The sequence below is a fragment of the Rahnella sp. R3(2024) genome, from assembly GCF_042920125.1.
In the GTDB taxonomy this organism is placed as follows: domain Bacteria; phylum Pseudomonadota; class Gammaproteobacteria; order Enterobacterales; family Enterobacteriaceae; genus Rahnella; species Rahnella rivi.
This window is the reverse complement of record NZ_JBHGBU010000001.1, coordinates 4,357,139-4,373,891: the sequence shown is the minus strand read 5'-3', so window position 1 is coordinate 4,373,891 and position 16,753 is coordinate 4,357,139. Positions and strand designations below refer to the sequence as shown.

Genomic DNA, 16,753 nt, shown 5'->3' with positions numbered 1-16,753 from the left:
CAGAAACGGTAATAAGACGCGGCCCTCAGGCACGCGCGCCCTGCAGGCTCACAGGCCCCAGCGGGTAAGGGACGTTGTGCTGTTTCACCCATTCCGTGAAACTCGCGCGCGCGCCGGGGAACCCGATGGCGATCCACGCCTTCATCCCTTTATTACCGCCGTAGATTGGATCCGCCAGATAACCGTGTTTGGTGTCTGACAGCAGTTCGCTGAAGAATTGCGAGGCCACGAGACTCTCTTCGCCCAAATCGGCAAAGCGGATGTCGTTCTTCTGCAACTTCGTCAGCACCTGCTCTTTGTCCTGATCGGGAAGTTCGTGGAAGGCTTTCTGATGATTTTGCTGGCACCAGCTGTTCGCCAGGCGAATACCGGTTTTGTAGATTTGCTGCGGACGAAACGGGATCTGATACCCCATCGTGGCCGGTGCATGTACGTTAAACGGCCCCTGCATGTAGATTTCTTCACCGAAATCGCCATGCATTTGCTGATCGATAAAGATCGGCACATTGGTTTCCAGCGCGCCCGGCGCTTTGCCTTTGCCACCTGCAGGGATCAGACGGTCAGCGGCGGCCATAATGAATTGCCATTCCTCTGCGCTGAAAAACACGGGTTTATAATCGAGTAAATCCGGGGCAGCCATCTCAGCCGCTTCTGCTGCTGACAGCCCTTTCATCATGATGGTGCCGACAGGCAATGCCATCAGCGACCCAAGTAAAAACTTGCGACGGGTAGTTTTCTTTTGAAGGAGCATAGAATTACGACTCTCACATGCCTGATGTTAAGTTTGGGTTGGTATTTATTATTATTTAGGTACAAATTTATAATATCACCGCAACATCAAAAATAAACGACAATTTCCTTACCGATTATGAGGAAACCTTTTTCACACCAATAAAAATGACTTAAAAATACTTAATAAACAGCAGGTTAATTTAATTACTCGTTTATCAAAAACCTAAGATAATTAGCAATAAAACCCTGAAATATCTTATGTAATCTCAGGCCGTGATCGGCGGGAATATAATTTCAGCAGGCAATGTTCTGTTATATTTTGTTGGAATTGGTAGCTAACATTTCTAACATTGAGATTAATTAAGAGAATTAAAGGAAATTACCTGTCATTCCGGTCGCCAGAAAAGTTGCGGTATCAGGCTGATCATTGACCTGCATTTGTGCCCTATCCCTCTCCCTGCGCGTTCAATTGTAATTATTGTCATCATCAATTTGATTCCCTTTACCTGCGCCAGAAACTAGAATGCAAACCGTTATCATTTGTATTTACTTTGTTCGACTTTCTTTCAGGGGATTACTCACATGTCTTACCAGCACGCCCCGCGCGGGGCTCACGGCGGATTCAAAAAATCCGTCATTGCGTTAGCTATGCTCCATTGTTCGCCGCTGCTCGCGGCGCAGCCTGCTTCTGAAGATTCCATTACCGTCAATGCACAGGCGGATACCCCGGACACCACCGATTACAGCGCCACGCAGAGTTCCACCGCCAGCAAAAGTGAGACTCCGCTCAGTGAAACTCCGCAGTCAGTCAGCGTGGTCACGCAGTCGATGATCCAGGATTACGACGTCACCTCGCTGAATGACGCGATGAAGTTCGTCAGCGGCGTGGCTCAGGGGAATACGCTGGGCGGCACGGAAGACGGCTTCGTCAAACGCGGATTTGGCGCCAACAGTGATGGTTCAATCCTGATCGACGGCGTGCGCAGTAATCAGGGGCTGGGCTTTGACTCCACCATCGATCACATCGAGGTGCTCAAGGGTTCCGCTTCCCTGCTTTACGGTATTCAAAACCCCGGCGGCGTGATCAACATGATCAGCAAAAAGCCGCAGTATGAATGGAATACCCGCGTCAGTGGCCGGACCGGCGGATTTGGCGGCGGTGCAGGCACGCTTGATGTCACCGGCCCGCTGGGGAACGGTTTCGCGTTTCGTATGATCGCCGAACGCCAGTACGAAGATTACTGGCGTAACTTTGGCAGCGATTCGCACACCCTGCTCGCTCCTTCGCTGAGCTGGTTCGGTGAAAAAGCCAGTTTTAACGTCAGTTATCAGGAATACAAATACGACATTCCCTACGATCGCGGAACGGTATTCAGCAACGGTAAACCGCTGGATATCCCTTACAACCGTCGTCTTGACGAACTGGCCAACCACGCGTGGGGCAAAACGAAGCGCCTGAACACCACCTGGGAATATCAGCTGAACGAGGACTGGAAAACCCGTCTGACCTACGCCTGGCAGCAACGCCGCTATGACAGCAATGAAGTCCGTGCCACCGCCGTCAACACCGATACCGGCGCGGTGACGCGTCGTGCGGATGCCAACCGGGGATTCAACCATCAGACCAGCTATACCTCCTGGGACTGGATCGGCAATCAGGAGATCTTCGGGATAATGAACGACCTGCTGATTGGCGTCGATTACGAAAAAAACGAAACCTACAAACAGTACTCTTACCGTGGCAAAACCTTCAGCACCTTCAATATGTATGCGCCGGTGTACGGCGTTGAGCCGATCACCAACAGCAGCACCTATTCCGACAGCAACAGCAATCTTCGGAACACCCTCTACAACAAATCAATTTATCTGAAAGACAGCATTCATCTGACGGATAAATGGATTGGTGTGGTCGGCGGGCGTTATCAGCATTACAACCAGAAACAGACCTCCGGTTTCGTTAATCCAACCCAAAGTCTGGACGATACCGATGATAAATTCCTGCCGCAGGTGGGCGTGGTGTACAAACTGACTGACGATCTGTCGTTCTACGCCAACTACAGCCAGTCGTTTACACCATCCACCGATGTGGATGACAACGGTAATGTGGCTTCGCCGGAAAGCGGCACAACCTATGAAGTCGGCACCAAATGGCAGATTTCACCGCGTCTGGACGCGACGCTGGCGGTGTACCGCATCGATGAAGAGGACATGTCGGTGTTCATCAACGGCGTGACGCGTAACATTCCGAAAGCGCGTTCGACCGGGGCGGAGCTGGAGATTAACGGGGAAGTCGCTAAGGACTGGGATCTGACGGCCAGCTACAGTTATGACAAAACCGAAATCACCGAAGATGACGTGAATTCCGCCAACGTCGGTAACCGCCTGGTGAATGCGCCAACCAACATGGGCAGCCTGTATCTGAGCCACACTCTGCGCTGGTCGCAGGTGCCGGGTGATTTCCGCATCGGTGGCGGTGCGCGTTATATGGGCTCCCGTGCGGGCGATCCGGAAAACAGCTTCACCCTGCCGGATTACACCGTGGCGGATGCGTTTGTCGCCTGGGATAATCAGCTGCTGGGCAAACATACGCAGATCAAATTAAACGTGAATAACCTGTTCGATAAAGAGTATTACTCTTCCAGCGCCGGTAATTTACGCGTTATCGAAGGCGAACCGCGCAATGTGGTGCTTTCGGCGGCAGTGGATTTCTGATCTTTTCACGCAGGCGTCAGCCACACCAGGCGCCTGCGTGTTTTCTCACTTTCCGCTTACGAGACTGACCCGGTGGCCGGTCGCACGTTAAACCACCCGGGGGTATTTTCGATGACGCGCCACAGCTTTTCAGGGATGGCGAGTGGCACGACGTCCGGGGCAGCAACGTCCAGCGCAATCTGGCTTTGCGCCTCGCCTTTGGCATATTTCACCCAGTCCGGATTCATCACCAGCCCCTGCCCGATTGCCGCGAGAGAAACGCCGGCAGCCAGCGCCTGCTCTGCCTGTTCAGGCGTTCTCATCTGACCCGCGGCGATAAGCGGGATCCGTCCGGCGAGATGATCGCGCACGATAGCAATAATCGCCGGCCCTTGCGGCGCATCAACCGGGCGCGCCTCTAATGCATTGCCCAGCGAGACGTGCAGATAACTGATCCCGCTGTCGATCAAACTATCCACCAGTTTCAGTGACTCCCCGATGCGCAGCCCGTCCTCTTCATGTTCATCAAGCGTGATCCGGTAACCCAGCTGGAAAGGTTGCGTGGCATAGCGGGCAATGGTTTCACGCACTTTGGAAACAACGGCCAGCGGGAAGCGCATCCGGTGCGCCAGCGAACCGCCCCAGCGATCGCTGCGCTGATTAAAATGGGGAGAAAAGAAATTCTGCAACAGAAAACCGTGGGCTCCATGAAGCTCCACGCCGTCAAAACCGGCGGCAATGGCGCGACGGGTCGCCTCGCCGAACGCCTCAACAATGTCTTCAACTTCGTGATCCGCCAGTTCACGCGGTACCACCGCAGGCGCAAATGGCCCCGCCTCACCGGCAACGGCGCTTGCGGCCACAATATCGGACACCAGGTCCGGATGGGTTTTCACACCGGCATGGAAAATCTGCAGGATTGCCGGTGCGCCCCCGCTTTTCGCCGCCGCAGCCAGCCGCGTTAAACCGGGAATGAAAGTGTCATCATACGCAGCAAACTCGCCGGTGAAGCCGATCCCGTTTTGCTGAACATGCGTGCAACCGGTGATCACCAGCCCCACGTCTTTTACCCGCAGGCGGTAATAAGCCTCTTCTTCAGCAGAGACGGTGCCATCATCGTTACCTGCCCAGGTGGTCATCGGCGCCATTACAATACGGTTGCGCAGGGTAAGCCCCGGTGCAAAGGGAAATGCTTCAAGCAGAGCGCGTGGTGTCATGAGAGGTTTACCTTAGTCGATAGAAATGTGGATATGCACGGCGCCGCGGCACACGGGCCGTGGCGGGTTCAGGGGGCTGATCATAATCTCTTTGCTATTAAGTGATTAGAGGGATAAATCTGCATGAGCTTAGAAGGCTATTTTCTTAATCAGGAGCCATTGAGCTGAAACCATCAGCCCAATGGGTTTGCGGGAGGAATATTACGGACGGTAGCGCAGTGCTTCGAGCACCAGCGCAAATGCAGGAGAATGCTGGCGACGGCTGGGGTAATAAAGGTGATACGCCGTGCGCGGCGGCGACCAGTCGGCCAATACCTGAATCAGCTGACCGGATTGCAGCGCCGGTTCCACCACATCTTTGGGCAGATAGGCCAGCCCCAGCCCGTCCAGCGCGGCCTGTCGCATCAGCCCGATGCTGCTGAAAGTACATCGCCCGTCAATACGCACCTTAAGTTCGGTACCCTGCTTGCTGAATTCCCAGGCATAAAAGCCGCCGTGGGTGGGCAGCCGGAGTTTAATGCAGCTGTGTTCATTCAGATCCCGTGGCGTGACAGGCCGCGTTTTGCCTTCGAAATAAGACGGCGATCCGACCACCGCAAAACTGAAGTTCGGGGCAACGGGCACGGAAATCATGTCTTTATCCACCTGTTCGCCGAGCCGGACACCGGCGTCATAGCGTTCAGCGACGATATCTTTCAGCCCGTATTCACTGATGATCTCAATGTGAATATCCGGATATTCGAGCAGCATCGGCGTCAGTTTCGGCCAGAGAATGGATTCGGCGGCATGTTCAATTGCGGTGATGCGGACCGTGCCAGCGGGTTTTTCACGCATCCCGCTGATGGCGGCGATCTCGTTTTCGATTTCGTCAAAATGAGGCCCGATACGGCTGAGCAAACGTTCACCCGCCTCGGTGACCGAGACGCTGCGCGTTGTACGAGTCAGCAACCGCAGCCCGAGATGGGCTTCCAGCGTTCTGATGGTGTAGCTCAGCGCCGACTGCGAAACGCCGAGCTGCGCTGCCGCTTTGGTAAAGCTTTGCTCACGCGCAACGGCGATAAAAGCCTGATAATCATTCACATTTTTTCGACGCATTCAGTTTCCTGTGTAATCAGTCCGTGCAGGTCTTACGGGCAAGGTTCACTGAACTCAGGGTAGCCTGTCTGCACATTCTTGTGGACTTAAAAATCCTGCGCGTCAGGGAAAGTTTTCAGATGGCGTCATCTGGCTGGCAAGGAACTCCAGTAAGTGCCGCTGAAGGGCACCGGCAGGAACTGAGCGTAGAGATCCTGCATCGTCTGTTGCGGGTCAACGTCTTTGAACAGCTGCGGATACATCGCTTTAGCAAAAACCTCGACATCCACCAGGTGGTACGGGCTGAGGTAGAAATTATGCCAGACGCTGTACGCACGCCCTTCCCGCACGGCTTTCAGCGTGGAGAGCACCGGTTGTTTGTCCATCACCTGACGGAAACTCTGCGCGGCTTCCTCCTGCGTTACCTGCGGCCCGAGCATCAGGTTTGACACTCTTTTGCCTTCCGGCCCCGCCATGCCGGTGGTGATATACACATCCGGATTGGCGACGATCACCGCTTCCGGGTTCAGATCGCCGTAGACGCTTTTGAACGCTCCTTTCGCAATATTATCACCCCCGGCGAACGCCAGCAGATCCGCCAGATTGCCGTGTGACACTGTGGTGCAGCACGTCTCGCGGCGGCCAAGATGCAGCTGCAACATCACCGTGGGCCTTTTTCCGTGATACGCGGCTATTCTTTCCTGCACGCGGTTCATATGTTGCTGATAAAAAGCGATAAACCGCGCCGCTTTTTCCGGGTGATTCAGCACATCGCCCAGCAGTTTCACACTCGGCAGCGTGTTATGCAGTTGATCGACACGCAGATCGACGTAGATCACCGGGATCCCCGCGCGGGTCAGCGCTTCCTGCATCAGATCCTGGTTATCCTGCTTTTTGGCGTAGATCGGCAGAATCACCAGATCCGGTTTGAGCGCAATGACCTTTTCAACGCTCATCTGGGTGTAGTTGTTCTGCCCCAGCAGCGGGATATTGCCGATTTCAGGAAAGGCTTTCAGATAGATTGCCCAGCTTTGCGCATCCAGCGTCGCCATATCCCCCGGCCACCCCACCACATGCTGCGCCGGGTTGCCGTCCTGCACCAACGCCAGCGTATAAAGCATACGGCTTTCCCCCACCACAATCCGCTGCGGGTTATCAGGCACCGTGACCGTACGGTTGGAAATGTCCGTAACGGTTTTAGCCTGCACGCCAGCGGCCATCAGCAGGCACGAAATCAGTAATAAAGGAGAGAACTTACGCATAACACCTCGGGGAGAAACGGAATGCGAGGATGATAATGATTATCGTTAGGTTCCGCAAATAAGGGTTAGACCGTGGGTGCCCCCCACACTGGCTTTAAGGGCTGCGAATGCGTTTTAACGTCAAGACCTTGGGCTCGCCGCCCAAACGGGCCCAAAGGGTTTTAAACGAAACCCTTTGGAATCCTGCGTTTTTTTAACTGCGCGCTGCCGCTCGCGGGCTATGTTTCAGCGGCTAGCGTTATTGCCGCAAAATCCCGCCGCTACGCGGTGCCCTCCGGTCGGGTTACAACCCGCGCAAACTGACGCGCGGTTTTCCACCTCTCCCTTCTGCGTGATTTTTGAGCGCGGCCAATGGCATTTTTAAAGTCGAACGATGTGTATGGTTTTGCTTTTCTCTTCCCACTTCGCGGGGATGAGAAAATAATCCTGTTTACATAGCCTTTGGCCGCGCTCAAAACGACGTCGAATGAACGGTGAGAAACCGCGAGGGTGTTTTTCCGAGCGGGTCCGAACCTGAAATGAGAGGACCGCGCAGCGGCGGCGTTTGCGGCAATAGCCGGAGTTTCTGAAACATAGCCAGCGAGCGGCAGCGCGCAGTGAAAGAGCCCGGGATTCTTAAGGGGGGCGGCGATAAGCCCCCCTTAAGGCCGATGTGGGTGGCAACCCACGGTTTTGACGTTAAAAGGCTTACACAGAACCCTTAAGCCCGGTGTGGGTGGCAACCCACGGTTTTGACGTTAAAACGTATTCGCAGGGCCGGCGTGGATGGCAACCCACGGTTTTGACGTTAAAACGCATTCTGCGGGCATTTCCCCCCGTTAACGACTACACTGGTTGCCACTTTCCTCACAGGACGCGTTAAAAATGAAAAGACTGACACAACAAGATATGACGGAAAGCGAACAGCGCGAGCTGAAAACCTTGCTGGACCGGGCTCGTAAAGCACAGGGCCGTGAGTTGACCAATTCTGAAAATAACCGCATTAAAGATGATTACATCGATAAGTTGATGGAAGAGAAGGAAAAGGTCGCGGCTAAAGCGCGTGCGGAAAAACGCCGTAATAAAGCCGTGCCAAGTACCTCTGCAACCTATGACTGGACTGCCCGCACCCATCCGCGTGGCCGTCGTTAAGCATTAACTGATCCTCTGCGTTCTTCACGCAGAGGCGTCAGCCCCGCTCTGCTTTATGTCATTTCACGACGTCAATAATACAAAACCGTGCGTACCGTCTTTTTCCAGTTGCGCCACCAGACCATATTCCCAGTCGAGATAATCCTGCATCGCCTGCGGGCTCACATCCGTGCCTTCGTACGGGCGGCGATAGCGATCCTGTGGATCCTCCAGCCACACCGAATCGCCGTGCTCAAGCGGCAGACCGGCATCAATCCAGCCCACCGTTCCTTTCTCCAGCAAAAAAGTATTTTTACCCGTCAGCGCAGCGATTTCTGTGACAGCGTAACGTGCGAGCAGGCCGCTGGTGCACGTCACCACCCAGTGCTGTTTCTCAGGCTGCGAAGCGATAATCTGGGGGATGTTGCCGCGTGTGGTCCACACTGCGCCCGGAATGCGTCGGTTGCGGAAGTTCGCGCTGGTGGTGAGATCAATCACCCCGGTGTCGCCCTCTGCCAGCCAGTGTTGCACTGTCTGCGGCGTGACCGATTCCACCGCCGGCGCGGGGGCAACGCTGGCCTTCCAGTCACCTTGCCCGTTGAAGTCTTCCGCGCTAACGTCCGCAACGTATACTTCCCAGTTCATCTGCGCCAGCCAGGATGCGGCCATAGTGGCGCGTACGCCGTCGTCATCGGCCAGCACCACCCGCGCACCGCGCACGCTGGCGTAATGATCGGTTTCCTGAATCAGCTGACCGCCCGCAACATGTCGCGCACCCGGTAAATGACCGGCGCGAAACTCCTCTGCCGTGCGGACATCAAAAAGGTATAACGTGCGGGAATCGTCCTGCTGCCAGTCGCGGATTTGTGACAACGTCACCGTGCGGGCGCCTGCACGAATTCCCAGAGCCTGCGCACCTTCCCGCGCCGCCTGGCGTGACTTCTCACTGAGCGGCGGAAACTGCGCCTGTTGCTGATACGCCAGTGTCTGGCCCGCCAGCGTCCAGCCAATGGTGCCGTTGCGTAAAGCCGCTACCGGCTGACTGAAACCGGCATTGATCAGAGATTGTGTACCGATAATGCTGCGTGTTCGGCCTGCGCAGTTAACAATAATCTGTGTACTTGCATCAGGTACGACATCACGCAAGCGCAGCACAAGCTCCCCTCCCGGTACGCTGACGCCGCCGGGAATGCTCATGGTCTGAAATTCATCAAAACGACGCACATCCAGCACCGCGATATTCGCGCCCTGCTGTTGCAGTGCCAGCACCTGTTCTGCGCTCAGTGAAGGCGTCTGATAGTGATGTTCCACCCATTCACCAAACGCTTTGCCCGGCGCATTCACATCAATGAAGATTTCCCCGCCGGCCTCTTTCCAGCCAGCCAGATCGCCCGCCAGCACGGCGACATCCTGATACCCCAGCGCGCGCAGCAACGCCGCCGCCCGCGTGGTTTTGCGCTCGCCGCGCGCGGCGTCATAGAACTCGCCGTTGTCATACAGCGTCACCGCCGTTTTACGCTGCGGAATGCGATCCAACACTTCCAGCTCCAGTTTTGACAGTGCCAGATTGACCGCAAACAACGGATGGCCGGTGGCAAAGGCGGCTTCTTCACGAACATCAACCAGCGCGACTTCCTGCCCGGCGATCAACGCCTGTCGCAGCCACGAAAAATGACGCAGCGGTAAGGTTTGAGCATCAGACATACGGATTCTCTTTTGACAGATCCCAGACATTGGGCAGGAGTGAGTTGGAATAGCCGGAAATAAAGGTTTTCTCGCTGCCGTCGGGCAAGTAGACCGCCCGTGACACTGCGCCGATATTGCCGCCATAAACGTGAATACTGACCGAAACGCGATCGGCGTAAAGATTGCTGACCTGATGAATATCCAGCACATCCGGCGCGATTTTCTCTACATCGCCCGGATGCAGTGTCACGGCGGGTCCTTCGGGTTGCAGGGTGCCGTCACTGTGGCGCACATAATTCTGGCTGGTTTCTCCCCCGCGCAGCATCCCGATCAGCCCCCAGACCCGGTGGTCATGCACCGGCGTGGTTTGCCCAGGCCCCCAGACAAAACTGACCACGGAAAATCGCGACAGCGGATCGGCATACAGCAAATATTGCTGATAGTGTTCGGCATGTGGCTCAGCAAAGGCTTCCGGCAGCCAGTTATCCTGGCCGATCAGTGTCGCCAGCAGTGTGCTGCCCTGCGCCAGTACCTCGGTCTGACCATGCGGTTCCTGAATCAGCCGCGTGAAGTCGGCCAGAAACTGGCGCAGTGGCACGGTATGTAAAGCGGTCATCGCCTTCCCCTTTTGATCAACATTCAGGACAGGCTAGCACTGGTCAAACTCAACCAAAATTCATTTTATGGATAAGCTAATATGCATTTAACACATAAAAATGTGCGGTGCGATCCAGCGTCATACTTCAAATTGTTTTATGCTGCGCGGACTGATGTTGATTCTCTGACGGATACCGGATGCCATGAAAATTGAAGATTTAACCGCGTTTGTTGCGGTCATTCGCCTGCAATCGACGCGTCTGGCCGCCGATGAGCTGGGGCTCACGCAACCGGCAATTACCCGCCGCGTACAGAATTTCGAAGAATCACTGGGCATCCCGTTGCTGAACCGGCAAACCAAACCGCTGAAACCGACGCTGATGGGTAAACGTGTTTACCAGCAATGCCGCCATATTTTGCGCGAAGTGGATGCGCTCAGCGATCTGGTGGCTGCCGACAGCCCGCCGTCCGGCCTGCTGCGTCTGGCGGTTCCGCAAAGCCTGAGCGAAAGCAGCCTGCTGCCCGCGCTTAAGATGCTTTCCAGCCAGTTCCCGGAAATTCAGCCACGGTTATCCAGCGGCTGGGGCGAAGAATTGTTGCTGCGCGTACAGCGTCAGGAGCTTGAAGCAGCGGTGGTGCTGTTTCCCGCCAGTAAACAATTTCCGGCAGGCATTGAGAATCAGCCTCTCGGCGCCGTAGATCTGGTGGTGGTCGGACCGAAAGCCACAGCAGCGTTGCCGCAGCGGCTGGAGGAGTGTTATCAGCACGGGTGGATCCTCAATCCGGAAGGCTGCGGTTTTCGCGCGGCGCTGCAACGGGCATTAATCGAACAGGGTTTGCCACTGTTGATCAATCTCGAAGCCTTTGGTGTCACGCTGCAACTCTCCCTCATCGCCGAAGGCCGCGGCCTCGGCCTGATGCCACGCGCACTGGTGGAACATCACCGCCTGCGCCCTGAGTTGGCGCTGTACGCCCTGAAAGATTTCGCCCCGCGCAGCCAGTTATGGCTGGTCTATCCCAATGTCCCTGCCAGCCAGATCCCCGCCATTGATGCCTTCGCCGCCGCCATCGCGCACGGCCTGGATTTACCGGTTCAGACGGGGATAGAGTATTAGATTCTCGTGGGCGAGGGATTCCGCGGATGCGTTTTAACGTTAAGACCGTGGGTTGCCACCCACACCGGCCTAAGGGTTCTGCGAAAGCATTTTAACGTCAAAACCGTGGGTTGCCACCCACACCGGCCTTAAGGTCAACACCGTGGGTTGCCACCCACACCGGCCTTAAGGGGGGCTTATCGCCGCCCCCCTTAAGAATCCCAGGCTCTTTCACTGCGCGCTGTCGCTCGCTGGCTATGTTTCAGGAGCTCCGGCTATTGCCGCAAAATCCCGCCGCTGCGCGGTGCCCTCCGGTCGGGTTACAACCCGCGCATACAGACGCGCGGTTTTCCACCACTCCCTCCGGCGTGATTTTTGAGCGCGGCCACTGGCGTTTTTAAAGCAGAAACGATGTGTTTGGTTTTGCTTTCCTCCTTTCACATCGCAGGGGGAGGAGAAAAACCTCCGTTTTACATAGCCTCTGGCCGCGCTCAAAACGACGTCGAATGAACGGTGAGAAACCGCGAGGGGGTTTTTCCGAGCGGGTCCGAACCTGAAATGAGAGGACCGCGCAGCGGCGGCGTTTGCGGCAATAGCCGGAGCCGCTGGAATATAGCCTGCCAGCGGCAGCGCGTTGTAAAAAGAGCCCGGGATTCTTAAGGGGGGCGGCGATAAGCCCCCCTTAAGGCCCGTTTGGGCGGCGAGCCCAAGGTCTTGACGTTAAAACGCATTCGCAGGACCCGTGTGGGTGGCAACCCACCGCCCAAATCTTAATGCGCATTTTTCATATTAACTTATCCACATAATGAATTTCTAACATAGTAAAAACCCGTTTATGGTGATAACTCCTGCCAGCGCAGTCTTGGTTCGCTGGCCTCTGACCTGAGGAGTGACAGCTCATGAGCGTGCAATTTATTGGTATGATCGGCCATCGGCTGGCGTCTGAAATCATTCCGCCAACTGGCCCGATTTTTGATAAAAAATACATCGCTGATTTCGCCAAAGCCCACGAAAACGCCGGTTTCGACCGCATTCTGGTGGCCTATGCCTCCGACCAGCCGGATGCCTTTCTGGTCACCGCGCATGCTGGCGCAAACACGTCCCGTATTCATTTCCTGCTGGCCCATCGCCCCGGCTTTGTTGCCCCGACGCTGGCGGCACGTAAACTCGCCACGCTCGATCACTTGCTGGACGGCCGCGTGGCAGTGCATATCATCAGCGGCGGCAGCGATGCAGAACAGCGTCGCGACGGGGATTTCGTGCCAAAGTCAGGCCGCTATCAGCGCACGGATGAATACATTGATGTCCTGAAAAAAAGCTGGTACTCGGAAAAAGATTTCGACCATCAGGGCGAGTTTTATCAGGCGGAGAAAGCCTTCTCAGCCATCAAACCCTCTCAGCAACGGCTGCCTGTGTTCTTCGGTGGGTCGTCTGAAGATGCCATCCGTGTTGCCGGTAAACATGCCGATGTCTTCGCGCTGTGGGGCGAACCGCTGGCAAGCGCGGCAGAAACCGTGGCCGCGGTGAAAGCCTCGGCCGCACAGCATCAGCGTGACATCGACTTCAGCATCTCATTCCGCCCGATCCTCGGTAAAACGGAAGAAGAAGCCTGGGCAAAGGCCGACGAGATCCTGGCGAAAGCCACTGCACAACGGGCTACCAGCGGCCAGACTCTGGCAGCAAAACCACAGAGCGTCGGGGCTCAGCGGTTACTGAATGCCGTGGCGCAAGGCGATCGTCTCGACAGCTGCCTGTGGACCGGTATTGCCGGGCTCATCGGCGGGGGATCGAACTCCACAGCGCTGGTCGGTACGCCTGAACAGGTGTCTGACGCGCTGCTGAAATATTATGACCTGGGCATCACCACTTTCCTGATCCGCGGTTTTGACCCGCTCAATGATGCCGTTGAATACGGCAAATCCCTGATCCCGCTGACGAAGCAGAAAATCGCTGCACGTCAGGCCGCTCACCACCCTGCCCGTGCCAGCCTGGTCTGAGGAATTGCAATGCGAGTCAATGTAAAAAATCTGCTGTTGATGGTGTCTCTTATCGCCAGCACGTCTGCGGCATTCGCCGACTCCGTCACCCTGCGCGTGGCCGATCAGAAAGGGAATATGCGCGCCCAGCTGGAAGCGGCGGGCAAACTGGATAATCTGCCCTACAAAATTGAATGGTCGGAGTTCCCGGCTGCTGCTCCGCTGGCAGAAGCGCTCAACGCGCAGGCCGTGGATGTCGGGATTATCGGCGATGCGCCGCTGCTGTTTGCCGAAGCGGCGGGCGCGCAGGTGAAAGCCATTGCGGTGGATAAATCTGATGCTTACGGCACGGCGCTGCTGGTCAGGCCCGACAGCCCGATCAAAACGGCTGCCGATCTGAAAGGCAAGAGTATCGCCACCAACCGGGGATCTATCGGGCATTTTGTGGCGCTGAAAGCACTGGCCTCTGCCGGGCTGAGTGCCAAAGATGTCACCTTCCGTTTCCTGCCACCCAGCGATGCCAAACTCGCGCTGACGCAAGGTTCGGTGGATGTCTGGGCGACGTGGGAACCTTACACGGCATTCGCCGAAACGCAGGATCATCTGCGCGTGCTGATTAATGGCCGGGGGTTATGGTCAGGGAACAGTTTCCTCGCCGCCACGGAGACGGCGCTGAAAGATCAGGGTAAACGCCAGGCGATTGCTGATTATCTGCAACGGCTGAGCGATGCGCAGATCTGGGCGTATAAAAATCTGGATGCGTACAGTGAAAAACTGGCGAAGATTATCGGCTTCCCGCTGGATGCGGCGAAACTCTCTTTTGAGCGCCGCAAGTCCTACTGGCAGCAGATCGATGCGGCGACGGAGACGCAGCAACAGCAAACCGCTGATTTTTATCATGCTCAGGGATTGCTGCCGGTGGCGCTCAATGTCAGTGGCACCTTTGATCACAGTTTCCTGCTGAAACCATCCCTTTAGCGCTGCGGGCACCGGGAGTTTGCCGGTGCCCACTGCACTGCGCGCTTATTCTTCAGACCTTTCGGCCAGTTGGCTGAACAGCCATTCCTCGAACACCTGCATCGCGGCAGACATGCGTTTCGATTTAAGCCGGGTCAGCCAGTAACTGCCGAGCGTTATTTCAGTGGCAAACGGACGAACCAGACATCCGGCCTCCATTTCGCGGGTAAACATCGACACGGGAACCAGCGCCACGCCTTCCCCCTGCATCGCCGCTTCGGCCATCAGCCGCGAGGAATCAAACACCGCCCCGGCAGCACGCCAGGGGTCCAGACCGGCGGCGATCATCCATTGATCCCATTCATCCGGCCTGTACGAACGCAATAGTATTTCTTTCGTCAGCGCATCCGGTGTAGAAAGTCTGCGGGCAATGTCCGCAGAACATAACACCGTGTGCGGCGCGTCAAACAACAGCCGGTTTTCCGTCGCCGCCCAGTTGCCGGTTCCAAAACGGATCGCGTAATCCAGCCCTTCGGACGCCAGATTAACCACGTTATTGTTGGTCAGAATTTTGAGTTCGATAAAAGGATGCTGCTCCCGGAAGGCTTTCAGCCGCGGCAATAACCAGCCTACGGCAAAAGTACCCACCACCGCGATGGTCAGCACTTCATGAAAATACCCGCCCTCAAAGCGCTTGAGCACGGTTTGAATCTGGCTGAAAGCTTCGGATAATACCGGCAATAACACCAGCGCTTCATCGGTCAGTTCCAGCCCGCGCGGCAACCGTTTGAACAAGGCAGTGCCCAGCTGATCTTCCAGCAAACGTACCTGCTGGCTGACCGCCGCCTGCGTGACGCTCAGTTCGAGTGCGGCACGGGTAAAGTTGAGATGTCTGGCCGAGGCTTCAAAAGCACGCAACGCATTGAGAGGCAGCGAGGTCCGCATAATGACTTATCCATAAGTTTTTCTTTATCCTGCGCGAAATTATTCTCGCTTGTCAATCCTGCACCAAACAAGGATATTGCCGGCTTCCACACCAACACCGATAAGGATTTCTATGTTCATGAATACATTTCGTCAGAAAGCGTGGCTCACTGTGGCGCTGATGCCTTTGTTATTTTCCAGTGCACCGCTGTGGGCTCAGACGCCCGCACAAGCAAAAGCCGTACAACAAAAACTCGCTGAACTGGAAAAAAGCACCGGCGGGCGGTTAGGCGTGGCGATGATCGACACGGCCAGTAACACGCAGACGCTTTACCGCGCGGATGAGCGTTTCGCCATGTGCAGCACCAGCAAAGTGATGGCAGCATCAGGGATTCTGAAAGCCAGCGAAACGGATAAAAACCTGCTGAATAAGCACGTGGATATCAAAAAGTCCGATCTGGTGAACTACAACCCGATCACTGAAAAACACCTTGATACCGGCATGACGCTGGGTGAACTGGGTGCGGCGGCGATTCAGTACAGCGACAACGTGGCGATGAATAAACTCATCGCGCAGCTCGGCGGCCCGGCAAAAGTGACGCAGTTTGCACGTTCCCTGGGCGATGAGACTTTCCGCCTCGACCGCACGGAACCAAGCCTCAACACGGCGATCCCCGGCGACAATCGTGACACCACCTCCCCGCTGGCGATGGCTGAAAGTCTGCGTAAACTGACGCTGGGCAATGCGCTGGCTGAACCGCAGCGCGCGCAGCTTGTGCAATGGTTAAAAGGTAACACCACCGGCGCAGCCAGCATCCGCGCAGGCCTTCCGGCAACGTGGCAGGTCGGCGACAAGACCGGCAGCGGCGATTACGGCACCACCAATGACATTGCAGTGATCTGGCCCGATAACCATGCGCCGCTCATTCTGGTCACCTATTTCACCCAACCGCAGCAGGATGCCAAAGCACGTAAAGATGTGCTGGCGGCGGCCGCCAAAATCGTGACGGAAAACTTGTAATCTTCACCGCTCATGGCCTGAGAACGTCATGAGCGGTGTTCCTGCTACCGTATTCAGCTTTGTTTTCCGTGCGTTGCGCAAACTGTGAACTTCCGCCCTGTGTCAAATGGCCGAACGTGGTTAATAGATGAGGTCGCCCGATATCAGGCTTAGCTAACAGGATGCAGCATGGAAAATTACGCCAACAAAAGCGGTGATTCACAGGTTGTCAGCTTCCAGATAGATGCCAACTCGATCAAAGTCCGTTTCAAAAATAATCACGTGTATCTGTACGATATCCGTCACCCCGGCCCCGAGCATCTTGAAAAGATGAAAGAATTAGCGCGCGCCGGATGGGGTTTAAATACCTATATTGAAAGCGAAGTAAAAACGGATTTTTCTTCCAAAGTGTTCTGAATAAATATCCTGAGAT

Annotated in this window: 14 protein-coding genes; 7 read left to right on the top strand and 7 right to left on the bottom strand. The window is 55.7% G+C overall.

The features are described 5' to 3' along the window. Nucleotides 1-25 precede the first annotated feature (25 nt). Complete coding sequence (locus ABSH60_RS19850) at nucleotides 26-751, bottom strand: gluconate 2-dehydrogenase subunit 3 family protein (RefSeq protein WP_056777792.1); 726 nt, start codon at nucleotides 749-751, stop codon at nucleotides 26-28. 629 nt (nucleotides 752-1,380) lie between these two features. On the opposite strand from ABSH60_RS19850, the gene ABSH60_RS19845 reads away from it, so the two are divergent. Then, nucleotides 1,381-3,444 carry a TonB-dependent siderophore receptor gene (locus tag ABSH60_RS19845; protein ID WP_390975831.1) on the top strand — a complete coding sequence of 688 codons (2,064 nt, stop codon included), beginning with the start codon at nucleotides 1,381-1,383 and terminating at the stop codon, nucleotides 3,442-3,444. Nucleotides 3,445-3,500: 56 nt separating this feature from the next. Here the strand turns inward: ABSH60_RS19845 and ABSH60_RS19840 are convergent, their stop codons facing one another. From ABSH60_RS19840 to ABSH60_RS19830, 3 genes are all read right to left on the bottom strand, one after another. Further along, on the bottom strand, nucleotides 3,501-4,640 hold the full coding sequence (locus tag ABSH60_RS19840; protein ID WP_390975475.1) for an NADH-dependent flavin oxidoreductase: 1,140 nt from the start codon (nucleotides 4,638-4,640) through the stop codon (nucleotides 3,501-3,503). 201 nt (nucleotides 4,641-4,841) lie between these two features. Beyond that, a complete protein-coding gene (locus ABSH60_RS19835; RefSeq protein WP_183846988.1) occupies nucleotides 4,842-5,735 on the bottom strand; it encodes a LysR family transcriptional regulator in 894 nt (297 codons plus the stop codon). Between the two features lie 125 nt (nucleotides 5,736-5,860). Continuing rightward, on the bottom strand, nucleotides 5,861-6,976 hold the full coding sequence (locus ABSH60_RS19830; RefSeq protein ID WP_056777811.1) for an ABC transporter substrate-binding protein: 1,116 nt from the start codon (nucleotides 6,974-6,976) through the stop codon (nucleotides 5,861-5,863). Nucleotides 6,977-7,840: 864 nt separating this feature from the next. Between ABSH60_RS19830 and ABSH60_RS19825 the strand changes: the two genes are divergently transcribed. After that, entirely contained in the window at nucleotides 7,841-8,107 is a 267-nt protein-coding gene (locus ABSH60_RS19825) for a DUF3811 domain-containing protein (RefSeq protein WP_056779328.1), read from the top strand. A 63-nt stretch (nucleotides 8,108-8,170) separates the two neighbouring features. Here the strand turns inward: ABSH60_RS19825 and ABSH60_RS19820 are convergent, their stop codons facing one another. Together ABSH60_RS19820 and ABSH60_RS19815 are read right to left on the bottom strand one after the other, a co-directional pair. Further along, nucleotides 8,171-9,790: a rhodanese-like domain-containing protein gene (locus ABSH60_RS19820; RefSeq protein ID WP_390975472.1), complete on the bottom strand. Its 1,620-nt coding sequence runs from the start codon at nucleotides 9,788-9,790 to the stop codon at nucleotides 8,171-8,173. Then, on the bottom strand, nucleotides 9,783-10,388 hold the full coding sequence (locus ABSH60_RS19815; protein ID WP_390975470.1) for a cysteine dioxygenase: 606 nt from the start codon (nucleotides 10,386-10,388) through the stop codon (nucleotides 9,783-9,785). The genes ABSH60_RS19820 and ABSH60_RS19815 overlap by 8 nt, the downstream gene beginning before the upstream one ends. Before the next feature lie 184 nt (nucleotides 10,389-10,572). On the opposite strand from ABSH60_RS19815, the gene ABSH60_RS19810 reads away from it, so the two are divergent. The 3 genes from ABSH60_RS19810 to ABSH60_RS19800 all read left to right on the top strand — a co-directional run bounded on the left by ABSH60_RS19810 (nucleotide 10,573) and on the right by ABSH60_RS19800 (nucleotide 14,417). Continuing rightward, on the top strand, nucleotides 10,573-11,484 hold the full coding sequence (locus ABSH60_RS19810; RefSeq protein WP_390975468.1) for a LysR substrate-binding domain-containing protein: 912 nt from the start codon (nucleotides 10,573-10,575) through the stop codon (nucleotides 11,482-11,484). An 878-nt stretch (nucleotides 11,485-12,362) separates the two neighbouring features. After that, entirely contained in the window at nucleotides 12,363-13,460 is a 1,098-nt protein-coding gene (locus tag ABSH60_RS19805; RefSeq protein ID WP_390975466.1) for an LLM class flavin-dependent oxidoreductase, read from the top strand. Between the two features lie 9 nt (nucleotides 13,461-13,469). Further along, complete coding sequence (locus ABSH60_RS19800; RefSeq protein ID WP_390975464.1) at nucleotides 13,470-14,417, top strand: aliphatic sulfonate ABC transporter substrate-binding protein; 948 nt, start codon at nucleotides 13,470-13,472, stop codon at nucleotides 14,415-14,417. Between the two features lie 45 nt (nucleotides 14,418-14,462). Here ABSH60_RS19800 and ABSH60_RS19795 read toward each other — a convergent pair whose 3' ends face one another. Then, entirely contained in the window at nucleotides 14,463-15,341 is an 879-nt protein-coding gene (locus ABSH60_RS19795; protein ID WP_390975463.1) for a LysR substrate-binding domain-containing protein, read from the bottom strand. Nucleotides 15,342-15,453: 112 nt separating this feature from the next. Between ABSH60_RS19795 and bla the strand changes: the two genes are divergently transcribed. Beyond that, the gene (bla, locus tag ABSH60_RS19790; RefSeq protein WP_390975461.1) at nucleotides 15,454-16,341 is read left to right on the top strand and encodes a class A beta-lactamase; all 888 of its coding nucleotides are present in this window, start codon (nucleotides 15,454-15,456) and stop codon (nucleotides 16,339-16,341) included. 168 nt (nucleotides 16,342-16,509) lie between these two features. After that, nucleotides 16,510-16,737, top strand: a complete 228-nt coding sequence (locus tag ABSH60_RS19785; protein WP_015697366.1) for a hypothetical protein — start codon at nucleotides 16,510-16,512, stop codon at nucleotides 16,735-16,737. Nucleotides 16,738-16,753: the final 16 nt, after the last annotated feature.

What these genes read in the sequence shown, in the direction of transcription:
- ABSH60_RS19835 (WP_183846988.1), bottom strand. Translation starts at nt 5,735, where the DNA reads ATGCGTCGAAAAAATGTGAATGATTATCAGGCTTTTATCGCCGTTGCG.
- ABSH60_RS19795 (WP_390975463.1), bottom strand. Translation starts at nt 15,341, where the DNA reads ATGCGGACCTCGCTGCCTCTCAATGCGTTGCGTGCTTTTGAAGCCTCG.
- ABSH60_RS19800 (WP_390975464.1), top strand. Translation starts at nt 13,470, where the DNA reads ATGCGAGTCAATGTAAAAAATCTGCTGTTGATGGTGTCTCTTATCGCC.
- ABSH60_RS19845 (WP_390975831.1), top strand. Translation starts at nt 1,381, where the DNA reads ATGCTCCATTGTTCGCCGCTGCTCGCGGCGCAGCCTGCTTCTGAAGAT.
- ABSH60_RS19805 (WP_390975466.1), top strand. Translation starts at nt 12,363, where the DNA reads ATGAGCGTGCAATTTATTGGTATGATCGGCCATCGGCTGGCGTCTGAA.
- ABSH60_RS19820 (WP_390975472.1), bottom strand. Translation starts at nt 9,790, where the DNA reads ATGTCTGATGCTCAAACCTTACCGCTGCGTCATTTTTCGTGGCTGCGA.
- ABSH60_RS19840 (WP_390975475.1), bottom strand. Translation starts at nt 4,640, where the DNA reads ATGACACCACGCGCTCTGCTTGAAGCATTTCCCTTTGCACCGGGGCTT.
- ABSH60_RS19825 (WP_056779328.1), top strand. Translation starts at nt 7,841, where the DNA reads ATGAAAAGACTGACACAACAAGATATGACGGAAAGCGAACAGCGCGAG.
- ABSH60_RS19815 (WP_390975470.1), bottom strand. Translation starts at nt 10,388, where the DNA reads ATGACCGCTTTACATACCGTGCCACTGCGCCAGTTTCTGGCCGACTTC.
- ABSH60_RS19810 (WP_390975468.1), top strand. Translation starts at nt 10,573, where the DNA reads ATGAAAATTGAAGATTTAACCGCGTTTGTTGCGGTCATTCGCCTGCAA.
- bla (WP_390975461.1), top strand. Translation starts at nt 15,454, where the DNA reads ATGTTCATGAATACATTTCGTCAGAAAGCGTGGCTCACTGTGGCGCTG.
- ABSH60_RS19785 (WP_015697366.1), top strand. Translation starts at nt 16,510, where the DNA reads ATGGAAAATTACGCCAACAAAAGCGGTGATTCACAGGTTGTCAGCTTC.
- ABSH60_RS19830 (WP_056777811.1), bottom strand. Translation starts at nt 6,976, where the DNA reads ATGCGTAAGTTCTCTCCTTTATTACTGATTTCGTGCCTGCTGATGGCC.
- ABSH60_RS19850 (WP_056777792.1), bottom strand. Translation starts at nt 751, where the DNA reads ATGCTCCTTCAAAAGAAAACTACCCGTCGCAAGTTTTTACTTGGGTCG.